Annotated in this window: 11 protein-coding genes; 4 read left to right on the plus strand and 7 right to left on the minus strand. The window is 68.6% G+C overall.

The genetic code is table 11. The features are described 5' to 3' along the window. The 5 genes from AB0K34_RS44255 to AB0K34_RS44275 form a co-directional block, all read right to left on the minus strand. On the minus strand, positions 1-443 hold a 443-nt coding region (locus AB0K34_RS44255), incomplete at its 3' end, for a helix-turn-helix domain-containing protein (protein WP_364554515.1). Positions 444-466: 23 nt separating this feature from the next. After that, positions 467-1,291 (minus strand): SDR family oxidoreductase, encoded by an 825-nt coding sequence (locus AB0K34_RS44260; protein ID WP_364554517.1) that lies wholly within the window; start codon positions 1,289-1,291, stop codon positions 467-469. A gap of 20 nt (positions 1,292-1,311) precedes the next feature. After that, a complete protein-coding gene (locus AB0K34_RS44265) occupies positions 1,312-1,725 on the minus strand; it encodes a MaoC family dehydratase (protein WP_364554519.1) in 414 nt (137 codons plus the stop codon). Further along, positions 1,722-2,174 carry a MaoC family dehydratase N-terminal domain-containing protein gene (locus AB0K34_RS44270; RefSeq protein WP_138641030.1) on the minus strand — a complete coding sequence of 151 codons (453 nt, stop codon included), beginning with the start codon at positions 2,172-2,174 and terminating at the stop codon, positions 1,722-1,724. Before AB0K34_RS44270 ends, AB0K34_RS44265 begins: the two co-directional genes overlap by 4 nt. A gap of 1 nt (position 2,175) precedes the next feature. Continuing rightward, positions 2,176-3,363: a lipid-transfer protein gene (locus AB0K34_RS44275; RefSeq protein WP_364554521.1), complete on the minus strand. Its 1,188-nt coding sequence runs from the start codon at positions 3,361-3,363 to the stop codon at positions 2,176-2,178. A gap of 140 nt (positions 3,364-3,503) precedes the next feature. Here AB0K34_RS44275 and AB0K34_RS44280 point away from each other — a divergent pair, with 140 nt between their 5' ends. From AB0K34_RS44280 to AB0K34_RS44290, 3 genes are all read left to right on the plus strand, one after another. After that, positions 3,504-4,451, plus strand: a complete 948-nt coding sequence (locus AB0K34_RS44280) for a nitronate monooxygenase (RefSeq protein WP_364554523.1) — start codon at positions 3,504-3,506, stop codon at positions 4,449-4,451. A 53-nt stretch (positions 4,452-4,504) separates the two neighbouring features. Next, entirely contained in the window at positions 4,505-6,064 is a 1,560-nt protein-coding gene (locus AB0K34_RS44285; protein ID WP_364554525.1) for a long-chain fatty acid--CoA ligase, read from the plus strand. Positions 6,065-6,155: 91 nt separating this feature from the next. Beyond that, positions 6,156-7,892: a tannase/feruloyl esterase family alpha/beta hydrolase gene (locus AB0K34_RS44290; RefSeq protein WP_364554527.1), complete on the plus strand. Its 1,737-nt coding sequence runs from the start codon at positions 6,156-6,158 to the stop codon at positions 7,890-7,892. Positions 7,893-8,144: 252 nt separating this feature from the next. Here AB0K34_RS44290 and AB0K34_RS44295 read toward each other — a convergent pair whose 3' ends face one another. Next, entirely contained in the window at positions 8,145-8,900 is a 756-nt protein-coding gene (locus tag AB0K34_RS44295; RefSeq protein WP_364554529.1) for a hypothetical protein, read from the minus strand. A gap of 335 nt (positions 8,901-9,235) precedes the next feature. Here AB0K34_RS44295 and AB0K34_RS44300 point away from each other — a divergent pair, with 335 nt between their 5' ends. Further along, positions 9,236-9,610, plus strand: coding sequence for a hypothetical protein (locus AB0K34_RS44300; protein ID WP_364554530.1), 375 nt, complete (start codon positions 9,236-9,238; stop codon positions 9,608-9,610). Between the two features lie 67 nt (positions 9,611-9,677). On the opposite strand, the gene AB0K34_RS44305 is transcribed toward AB0K34_RS44300, so the two are convergent. Then, positions 9,678-10,742 carry an ArsO family NAD(P)H-dependent flavin-containing monooxygenase gene (locus tag AB0K34_RS44305; protein ID WP_364554532.1) on the minus strand — a complete coding sequence of 355 codons (1,065 nt, stop codon included), beginning with the start codon at positions 10,740-10,742 and terminating at the stop codon, positions 9,678-9,680. Positions 10,743-10,850 lie beyond the last annotated feature (108 nt).

Genomic DNA, 10,850 nt, shown 5'->3' on the forward strand with positions numbered 1-10,850 from the left:
GCTTGGATGACCGGGGCGGTGTTCTCGGCGACGCCGCGGAAGCGGTGGCGTAGCCGGTCGCGGTCGGCGTCGGGAAGGTTCCGGGATTCGCGTTGCCAGAGGACTCCCAGGTCGCGGCGGTCCAGCGTGAGGGAGGCCATGACGTCCAGGAGGGTGTCGATGTCTCCTGGTGCGGTGCCGCGGACGGCGGTCTCGAACGCGGAGAGGCCGTCGTCGACGGTGCGGGCGAGCAGTTCCTGCTTGTTGCGGAAGTGGCGGTAGAGGGCCCCGGCCGTGATGCCGACCGCGCCGGCGATCTGGTCCATCGTGACGGTGTGGTAGCCGTGCTGGTGGAACAGGTCGGCGGCGGCGGTCACGATCTGCGCCTTGCGGTCACGTGGGCGCCTGCCGCGTGCCGGATGCGTGCTCGTCCGGGTCATCGCGGTCTTGTCCTCGGTCGGCATCACGTGGGGAATGTTAGGTCCGTTCAGGAGTAGCCGCCGCCGCAGACGACGACTTGGCCGCTGATGTAGTCCGACTCTGGCAGGCACAGCAGGTAGATCGCTCCGGCGGCTTCCTCGGGGGTGCCGGCCCGGCCGAGCGGGATCATCTGCTCCATGGCGGTGAGCAGGCCGGGGTTGACGCCGACCTTGATCTGGCGTCCTTGCACGTCGATGGTGGAGTCGCTGTCGGCGGCGGCTTCGGTGAGGCGGGTGCGGATGAGGCCGTAGGCGACGGCGTTGACGTTGACCGCGTAGCGGCCCCATTCCTTGGCGAGGGTCTTGGTGAGGCCGACGATGCCGGCCTTGGCGGCGCCGTAGTTGGCCTGGCCGGCGTTGCCGCCGAGCCCGGCGATCGAGGAGATGTTGACGATCTTGCGGTGGACGCGCAGGCCGTCGGCTTGTTCGGCCTTGGCGCGGGCGCTGATGACCGGCTGGGCGGCGCGCAGGATGCGGAACGGTGCCTTGAGGTGGACGTCCAGGATCGCGTCCCACTGTTCGTCGGTCATCTTCTGGATGACGCTGTCCCAGGTGTAGCCGGCGTTGTTGATCACGATGTCGAGGCCGCCGTAGTTGTCGACGGCTGTCGCGACGAACCGGTCGGCGAAGTCTTCGTCGGTGACGCTGCCGACGCAGGCGACGGCCTCGCCGCCGGCGGCTTTGATCGCCGTCAGGGTCTCCTCGGCCGGTTCGGGGTCGAGGTCGTTGATGACGACGCGGGCGCCGTGGCTTGCGAGTTTGAGGGCGATGGCGCGGCCGATGCCGCGGCCGGAGCCGGAGACCAGGGCGATCTTGCCGTCGAGTGTTCCCACGGGAGTCCTTTCCGGTGCTGTCATGCCAGTGCGATGAGGGCTTGGCCGCGCAGCGTGATGGTGCCGTCGTTCAGTGCCACTTGGAGGTCGAGGCGGGCGCGGCGTTCTCCGTCGCCGTCCTCGATCGCGGTGACCTGGCCTGTGCAGATCGGCTCGGCGTGCAGCGGGGTGATGGAGGTGAAGCGGACGCTGTAGGAGCGGATGCGGTCCTGAGTGACCCAGCCGGTCAGGAGCCGGCCGAGGTAGGCCATGGAGAGCATGCCTTGGGCGAAGACGTCGTCGAGCCCGGCGTTGCGGGCGGCGTCGATGTCGATGTGGATGGGGTTGTGGTCGCCTGATGCACCTGCGTACAGGGCCAGCGTCGTCCGGCTGATCTCCGGTAGCCGCAGGGGCGGCAGTTCGTCGCCCTCGCGCAGGTCGGTGAGGGGGGTCATGCTTCCGCCTTCTCCTGCTGGACGACGATGACGTTGCTCAGGTCGGCGATCGGCCGGCCGGCTCTGGTGACATGGGTCTGGCGGACGAGGAACCGCAGCGCGCCGCCCTTGCGCTCGTAGTCGTCGGTGATGCGGGATTCGAAGGTCAGGCTGTCGCCGGCGTGGCAGAGCGCGTGGTAGGTGAAGCTCTGCTCGCCGTGCAGGACCCGGTCGAGGTTGATTCCGGCCTCGGTCAGGAAGGCGAAGGGGTCCGGCCGGTCCATCTCCAGGCAGAACAGGAAGGTTGGGGGAACGGGTAGGTCGCGGTGGCCGGCGCCGCGGGCGGCGTCGAGGTCGGTGTAGACGGGGTCGGTTTCTCCGATGGCTTTGGCGAACAGCCGCAGCCGTCCGCGCTCTACATCGACGGTCGAGGGCGGCGTGGACAAGCCGGTCGCTGGTGATCCGGCCATCTCAGCTGGTCCTCTCGTAGAGGGTGACCACGGCGGCGCCGCCGAGCCCGATGTTGTGCTGGAGTGCCAGCCGGGCGTCCTCGACCTGCCGGGCGTCGGCCTGGCCGCGCAGCTGCCAGACCAGCTCGGCGCACTGCGCGAGGCCGGTGGCGCCGAGGGGGTGTCCCTTGGACAGGAGCCCGCCGGACGGGTTGGTGACGACCTTCCCGCCGTAGGTGTTGTCGCCGTCCAGGACGAACTTCTCCGCGGTCCCCTCGGGGGTGAGCCCGAGCGCCTCGTAGCTGATCAGCTCGTTGGTGGTGAAGCAGTCGTGCAGCTCCACCACGTCGATGTCGTCGGGCCCTACGCCGGCGTCGGCGTAGACGCGCTCGGCCGCGGTCCGGCTCATGTCGTAGCCGACGACCTTCATCATGTCTCCGGCGTCGAAGGTGGACGCGGTGTCGGTGGTGAGCGCCTGGGCGCGGATGGCGACGGAGGCGTCCAGGCCGTGCCGCTGCGCGAAGTCGGTGCTGCAGACCACCGCGGCGGCCGCGCCGCAGGTGGGCGGGCAGCACTGCAGGCGGGTCAGCGGACCGTAGATGCGCGGGGAGGCCAGCACCTCCTCCTCGGTCAGCGCCGTCCGGAACACCGCGTAGGGGTTCGCGGCGGCGTGGCGCCGCGCCTTGACCGAGATCTTGGCGAACGTCTCGGGGGCGGTGCCGTGCGCGTCGGCGTAGGCCTGGCCGGCGCCGCCGAACAACTGCGCGGCGACCGGTGCGTGCGCGTCCGCTCCCTGGATCTGCGCCATCGCCGTCTCGGAGCGTTCGAGGGGGTCGGGGCGGTCGTCCCAGACGCTGGCGAGGGCGCCCGGGCGCATCTGCTCGAAGCCGACGGCAAGCACGCAGTCCACCTCGCCGCTCTGGACGGCCTGGCGGGCCAGCCACAGCGCAGAGGAGCCGGTGGAGCAGTTGTTGTTGACGTTGACGATGGGGATGCCGGTCTGCCCGAGGCTGTACAGGGCCGCCTGGCCGCAGGTGGAGTCGCCGTAGACGTATCCGGCGTAGGCCTGCTGCACCTGGCGGTAGTCGAGGCCCGCGTCCGCCAGCGCGACGCGGGCAGCTTGCTCGGCGAGCACCGTGTAGGGGGTGCCCGCACTGGGCTTGGAGAACGGGGTCATCCCGACCCCGGCGATCTGAACGAAACGGTCCACGCAGAACCTCCGCACTGGTGTCGTGCTGCTTGCTCTTGCCAACGGAGGTTAATCCATATTTACTTACGCCACCAAGTGCCCACTACAGACGCATGCTGTGATCTCAGGATCCACCATCGAATCTTCACTCTGGAGGGGTGATGGCGCTGCCTTCCCGGCTCGACCACCTAGCGCTCCCACTCGTGGCCGCCCCGATGACCGACGTGTCGGGGCCCGACCTGGTGACCGCGGCGTGCCGCAACGGCGTGGTGGGCTCCTTCCCCACCCACAACGCGCGGACGCCGTCCGAGCTCGACGGCTGGCTGGAGCAGATCACCGCCGGCCTGGCCGACCTGGAGGACGAGGCCGCACCGTTCGCCGCGAACCTGGTCGTGCACCGCTCGAACCAGCGGCTCGCGGGGGACGTCGCCTCCCTGATCCGCCATGAGGTGCCCCTGGTCATCACCAGCGTCGGGTCGCCCGCTCCCGTCCTGGCCCCGCTGCAGGACGCGGGCTGCCTGGTCTTCGCCGACGTCGCGAGCATGCGGCACGTCCAACGCGCGATCGACGCCGGCGTGGACGGCCTAGTGCTGCTGACAGCGGGCGCCGGCGGCCAGACGGGCTGGGCCAACCCGCTGTCGTTCGTCCGGGCCGTCCGCGGCCAGTTCGACGGGCCCATCGTCCTCGCCGGAGGCGTGTCGGACGGCGTCGCCCTGTGGGCCGCCCAGGCCCTGGGCGCCGATCTGGCCTATATGGGCACCAAGTTCATCGCGACCACCGAGAGCCTCGCCGACGACGCCTTCCGCCAGGCACTGGTCGAATCGTCCCTGGACGACGTCACCCTCACCACCGCCCTGAGCGGTCTACCGGCCAACTTCCTGGACGGATGGTTGAAGAAGGCGACGGCGGACGCCCCGCCGCAGGGCGCCGACGGGTTCGCGCAACAACGGCTCCTCAACCAGCGCAACGTATGGAGCGCCGGCCACAGCGTCTCGGGAATCACCGGGATCCTCAGCGTCGCCGAGCTGGTCGATCAGACCCGCCGCGAGTTCGACCAGGCCCGGCAGGCGACGGCCGAGGCGCTCCAGCGGGCCACCGAGCACCAGTAATCCGCATCACCACGGCAATCCACGGCCACCCCAGGATCAGGAAGGTAGACGCCATGTGGGGAACTCTGCCCAAGGTCTTCGACCGGACGTGCACCTACTACGCCGACCGCACCGCCCTCGTGGACGCCGACCGGCGCCTCAGCTACGCCCAGATGCGCCAGTGGGCCAACCGGGTCGGCAACGGGCTCACCGGCCTCGGAGTCGGCAACGGGCATCGGGTGGGGCTCCTGATGCCCAACTGCCTGGAATTCATCCCGACGATGTGCGGGATCTGGAAGGCGGGCGCGGCGGTCACCCAGATGCCCACGCGGGCCTCCGCCGAGGACTTCCACTACTTCCTCGACGAGGTCGGGGCCTCGACGCTGATCTACCACGAATCCTTCGACGGCCAGATCACGCAGATCCGCGACCGGCTCCCCGAACTCCGGCACGTCATCCGACTCGGCGGCGGCACCCCCGCGGCCGACGTCCTGGACTACGAGACCGCCTTCGCGACGCAGCCCTCGACCGCCCCGGACGTGGACATCAGCGTCGACGACCTGGCCTTCGTCGGGTTCACCTCAGGAACCACGGGCGTTCCCAAGGGCGTCCTGCAGACCCACGCCACCTGGTCGCACTACGCCATCACCGCCGGCCTGGAGATCGGCGACATCCGCCCCGGCGAGGTCTTCGCGCACGCCGCGCCGCTCACCCACTTCACCCAGACCTTCGTGATGCCCGTCTTCATGCGCGGCGGCACCAACGTCCTGCTGCCCGGCTTCGACCTCGACCTGCTGCTGGACACCATCGAACGGGAGGGCGTGACGGCCACCGCCGTCGTCCCCACGATCGTGTACATGCTGCTGGACCACCCCCGCCGCGAGAAGGCCGACCTGTCCACGCTCCGCACGATCATCTACGCGGGCTCCCCCATGGCCCCCGACGGGCTCCGCCGCGCCCTGGAGACCTTCGGGCCCGTCTTCGCCCAGACCTACGCCGGAACCGAGCCCGGCTACATGACATGCCTGCGCAAGGAAGACCACCGCCTGGACTCCCCCGAGTGGATCGCCCGGCTGGCCTCGGCCGGACGCGCGATGTACCACGTCGATCTGACCGTCCGCGACGCCGACGGCAACCTCCTGCCGCCGGGCGAGACCGGTGAGATCTGCGCGTCCCAGCCCGGGCAGATGGTCGGCTACGTCGACGCCGACCGGGACGCCGAGGCGATGCAGGACGGCTGGGTACGGTCCGGCGACATCGGCTACATCGACGACGCCGGCTACGTCTTCATCGTCGACCGCAAGAAGGACATGATCGTCACCGGCGGCTTCAACGTCTTCCCCCGCCAGATCGAGGACATTCTGATCACCCACCCCGCCGTCGCCCAGTGCGCCGTCATCGGCGTCCCGGACCCGCGGTGGGGCGAGGCGGTCAAGGCGCTCGTGGTCGTCCGGCCGGGCACCCCGGTCCAACCCGACGAGCTCATCGCCCTGGTCAAGGAGCACAAGGGAAGCGTCTGGGCGCCCAAGAGCGTCGACTTCATCGACTCCCTGCCCACCAACCCCGCAGGCAAGATCGACAAGAAGTCGCTGCGGGCACCGTACTGGGCCGGCCGCAGCCGCCAGGTCAACTGACCACCCACCCTCCCCACAACGCCCTCACCCGTTTCCGACCGCAGCAGAGCGGTCCCCTGCTGCACCCCCGGCGGAAGGACACCCACCCCACATGAGACGCGTAAGCCTGCCCAAAACCAGACCGGCACTCCTGATCGTCGGCACCCTCATGGCCGTACTGATGACGGTCACCGCCGCCCAGGCCGTCACCGGCAGAACACCGGCCAGAGCCGGCACCACCACACCGACGGCGGCGGCCGTCCCCTGCCAGCAGCTCACCGGCCTGGACCTCACTGCCCTGCCCGACGCCCCCACAAGGATCATCTCCGCGACGCACGTCGCCGCCACCGCCGACAAGCCCGCCTACTGCCAGGTCAAGGGCTACGTCTCACCCCAGATCCAGTTCGAACTCCGACTCCCCGCACAGGGCTGGACCGGACGCTACGTGCAGCTCGGCTGCGGCGGCTTCTGCGGATTCGCCGCCCCCGACAACCCCAACCACTTCCTCCCCGGCGGATGCGCGCCCCCCGACGACGGGCGCGTCGTCCTCGGCGCCAGCAACGGCGGCCACATCGGCGTCGACTCGCGAGACGCCCTCTGGGCCCACTCTGACCCGCAGCTGCGAATCGACATGGCCTACCGGTCCGAGCACGTCACCGCGCTCGTCGCCAAGGCGGTCACCAAGGCCTACTACGGGCAGGCGCCCCAGTACTCCTACTTCGCCGGTTGCTCCAACGGCGGCCGGCAGGCGCTAATGGAGGCCCAGCGCTACCCCGACGACTTCGACGGCATCATCGCCGGCGCCCCCGGCAACAACCTCGTCGCACTGGCCGGCGAGTTCTTCCCCTGGATCGCCACCGTCAACACCGACGACAAGGGCCGCCAGATCCTCGGCCCGGACAAGTTGCCGCTCCTGCAGAGCAAGGTCATGCAGGCCTGCGACGCCACCGACGGGCTCACCGACGGCCTCATCAACAACCCGCGCAACTGCGACTTCGATCCCGGCACGCTGCGCTGCCCCACCGCCTCGCCCCAACCGACCTGCCTGACCAGAGACCAGGTCTACGTGGTCCGCAAGATCTACCAGGGACCGGTCGACGCCAAGGGCCGACGGCTGTTCCCTGCCGGACTCGCCAAGGGCACCGAAGCGGCCTGGCTCGGCTACGTGATCGCACCCCAAGGCCAGACCGGCGGCCTGGAGGCCCTCGGCTACAACTACCTCAAGTACTTCGCGTCCTGGAACAACCCACCCGCGTCCTACACCCTCAAGGACCACCGCTTCGACCTGCGCACCTTCAAGAAACTGCGCGAGATGAGCGGCATCTACGACTCCACCGACCCCGACCTCACCCGCTTCCGCGACCGCGGCGGCAAGCTCATCATGTGGCACGGCTGGGCCGACCCCGCCATCCCGACCGAGAGCACCCTGGCCTACCACCACGCCCTCACCCAGCGGATGGGCGGCCCCAAGGCCACCGGACGATTCGCCCGAACCTTCCTGTTCCCCGGCGTCTACCACTGCGTCCAGGGATACGGACCCGACACCTTCGACCTGTTCACACCCATCTACGACTGGGTCGAGAAGGGCGCCGCCCCCCAGAAGATCATCGCCGCTAAGAAGGACGGCGACCGGACCGTCCGGACCCGGCCCGTCTACCCCTATCCGATGCAGACCAAGTACACCGGCACCGGGAGCATCGACGACGCCGCCAACTTCACCGGAGTCATGCCCACCGAACAACCCGACGACCGCTACCCCTGGGCCGGCGCCCCATTCCGCTCCGACTACCAGCAGACCTGCCGCTGGGAAGGCACAAAACTAAAGTGCACCCGGACCAGGTCCGCCTGAGCCCACACTGAAACACAGCCTGACTGGGACCGCGGGAGCGCGTAGTGCACTTGGCAGAACGCCACGGCACCAGCGCGCCCTGCGGTCCCACGCGGTCAGGGCGTTCCCCTCCCTCAGGCCACCGCACCGACGCCCACCGCTACGACGCCCGAACTGAGCGGGCTTTGCACCTCTGTCCCCACCCTCAAACCGGCGAAGCCATTGGGCAGAGATGGCCGGCACAGGATGCGATCGGCTCGCGGACATCAAGTTTCATCTGAGGACTCGAACGGAATAGAAAACGAGGCATCCGAACAGGCACGATAATCCGTAGGCAATGTTCCGGCCGGTGCCACCGAAGAAGACGTAGAAGCAGGCTGCGAAAACGCAAACCAGGACGAGAACGATGTCCAGGATTCCGAGAATGAGCGCGAGCACAAGTCGGATCAAGAACCAGACGAACCCCAGGCCGTACCACTTCCCCATGGTGGAGTCGCCGTAGGCCCATCGACTCAGGGCCAGTGGACTGTAGAACGCGTCATCCCAGTAGCCGTTCCACCTGTCGATTCCTTTGTTCAGCAGGTTCGGCGGTGCCTCCTGGGCAGCGGCCTGAGCGGGCCTGAACTCGATGCTCCTCGTCTCGACCTGAGTGACATCGATCGTGACCGTCCGGTCGCGGACCTGGACCTTCGTCGTACCGTCCAGGGTGGCCTCGAACTCGCCCGCATGCCCGCCGAGATCATAGACCTCGTCGAAACCGACTGACCGGTCCCGGAGCACCACACGGATGGCATCGGCAGGCCGCCGAGGCAGCGAGTACTTGGCACCGATCGAGAACTCCCCCAGCGGCGTCACGACCGACTTGTCGCCGGTGACAACCATCCCGCTCCCCGGACTATAACTGATCTTGAAGGGAAGGAACGACGGCTTGTACGACCCCTGGGCACCGCCACCGTTGCCGCATCCCGCAAGTCCGAACAGAACAAAGATCAGCAGCGGGGCGATGACGAGCCCAGTACGGCGAGCCATATCGCCGGAGCCTAGGGTGAAATACGCCCAACGACCATGTCAAACGACACAAACACGAAGTCTTTCGGAGGCGTGTCTTCCCATGCTGCCGGGTGCATCCTCACCACTCGATAGATGATCATTAAGGAGGGACATACGTGCCCGTGGCGTGGTGAGACGACGTACAGCCTGCGGCCCCTTGAGGCAGGCCTCGGCGCGGCTGAGTGGACGATCGCCAAGTGCATCCCGTCGGTTGTTGGAAGGGATGACGGTGATCTCGGTGGAGCCGATGACGGTCAGGTGGTTGCGCTAATCGGCGGAGGTTGACGGCGCCCGGGTGGTGCGAGGATGCGGTCATGGCCAACCTCCGTAAGCGCGAGCCCCGGACGATCAAGGCGCATCTGGCCACGGTGACCTTGCGCGGCGACCACGTGGAGATACGCCGAAGCGGCTTGGCACGCATAGCAGCCGAGCGGCACACGGTGATCCCCTTGGCCGACATCGTCCAAGTGCAATGGAAAGATCCCACGATGCTGGTCAACGGGTGCGTCTTCATGGCTACAGCCGAAGATGTCAAGACCGTGAAGGCGCTGGGGACGACCAAAGAGACGGCGATCGGAGGCAACTCGCACACCGTGCTGTTCACCGGGTATCAACACAGGCGCTACGCAGAACTGCGTGCCGCGCTGAAGGCACTCCTGCCGGACGTCCCCACGGCACCGGCGGGATAGGCGCCTTCTGGCACCTACTGGATCCAGCCTGCCCGCAGAGAACACGGCCGGGAGGTGTGCCGGCGGTCTATTCGAGGTCGAGTTGGGCGGTGATGTCGCGGACGGCGTCTCGGGCGGTTCTGGCAGAGCCGACCAGGGTCGCCGAGCCGGGGCCCGTCCAGTCGCCGTATCCGAGCAGGTGCAGCCGGGGTTCAGCCAATGACCGGGTTCCACCGCCGGTCGGTATGCGCCCCGTCCCGTCACGCAGGCCGAGCGGCGTGAGGTGACTCAGCGCCGGGCGGAAGCCGGTGCACCAGATGATCGCGTCGCAGTCCTCGATTCTGCCGTCGGACCAGGCCACGCCGGTCGGGGTAAGGCGATCGAACATCGGCTGGGCGCGCAGAACGCCCCGCTCCCGGGCGTCCCGTACCGCAGGCACAGCGACGATGTCGCCCAGTCCGCCGATACCGCCGGAGTCGGCGTGCCCATCGCGGAGCTGGCGGATACGGCGAGTGGCCAGCTCGAAGAGGGCACGTCCGTCGAGGTCGTCGGGGAGGAAGCGCGGCGGGCGCAGGGTCGTCCAGATCGCTGTCGCCCGCGAGTGCAGGTCTGCGGTGATCTGGGCGGCGGAGTTGCCTGCACCGACCACCACGACGCGCTGCTCGCGGAAGTCATCGGGCGTGCGGTACTGCGCGGTGTGGAGCTGACGGCCTTGGTAGTCGCCGCGTCCCGGATAATAGGGCAGGTAGGGGCGCCACCAGGTCCCCGTCGCGCTGATGACGTGCCGGGCCCACCAGGACGCGGTCGCGCTGTCCAAGCGGAGGAGATCGCCGTCGCGGTGCACCGCCTGGATGCGCACTGGCCGGTGTATCGGCAGGTCATAGCGCTTCTCGTAGGCGGTCAGGTAGTCGACGACGTGGGCGCCGGGTGGGTAGCCGTGGTTCCAGGGCGGCATCGGCCAGCCTGGGAGCGAGCTGTAGCGGGCGGGTGAGAACAGCCGTAGCGACTCCCACATGTGCGGCCAAGCCCCGCCCGGCTCTTCCTGTGCGTCGAAGATCGCGAACTCCCTGCCGCTGCGGCGCAGGTAGAAACCGGCGGCCAGACCTGCCTGACCGCCACCGATGACGGCGACGTCGAGAACATTGGTAGGCATGTGTCATTCCTCGTTCCTGCGCGGTGCCAGGCGCGGGGCGGGCATGCGTGCTGCCGATGGTGCGGCCGACGGCCGGCGTCCTGTGGTGCGGGCCGTTGCGGTACCGGC

The organism is Actinomadura sp. NPDC049382 (assembly GCF_040677125.1).
GTDB classification, from domain to species: domain Bacteria; phylum Actinomycetota; class Actinomycetes; order Streptosporangiales; family Streptosporangiaceae; genus Spirillospora; species Spirillospora geliboluensis.

What these genes read in the sequence shown, in the direction of transcription:
- AB0K34_RS44265 (WP_364554519.1), bottom strand. Translation starts at nt 1,725, where the DNA reads ATGACCCCCCTCACCGACCTGCGCGAGGGCGACGAACTGCCGCCCCTG.
- AB0K34_RS44270 (WP_138641030.1), bottom strand. Translation starts at nt 2,174, where the DNA reads ATGGCCGGATCACCAGCGACCGGCTTGTCCACGCCGCCCTCGACCGTC.
- AB0K34_RS44280 (WP_364554523.1), top strand. Translation starts at nt 3,504, where the DNA reads ATGGCGCTGCCTTCCCGGCTCGACCACCTAGCGCTCCCACTCGTGGCC.
- AB0K34_RS44285 (WP_364554525.1), top strand. Translation starts at nt 4,505, where the DNA reads ATGTGGGGAACTCTGCCCAAGGTCTTCGACCGGACGTGCACCTACTAC.
- AB0K34_RS44290 (WP_364554527.1), top strand. Translation starts at nt 6,156, where the DNA reads ATGAGACGCGTAAGCCTGCCCAAAACCAGACCGGCACTCCTGATCGTC.
- AB0K34_RS44295 (WP_364554529.1), bottom strand. Translation starts at nt 8,900, where the DNA reads ATGGCTCGCCGTACTGGGCTCGTCATCGCCCCGCTGCTGATCTTTGTT.
- AB0K34_RS44300 (WP_364554530.1), top strand. Translation starts at nt 9,236, where the DNA reads ATGGCCAACCTCCGTAAGCGCGAGCCCCGGACGATCAAGGCGCATCTG.
- AB0K34_RS44305 (WP_364554532.1), bottom strand. Translation starts at nt 10,742, where the DNA reads ATGCCTACCAATGTTCTCGACGTCGCCGTCATCGGTGGCGGTCAGGCA.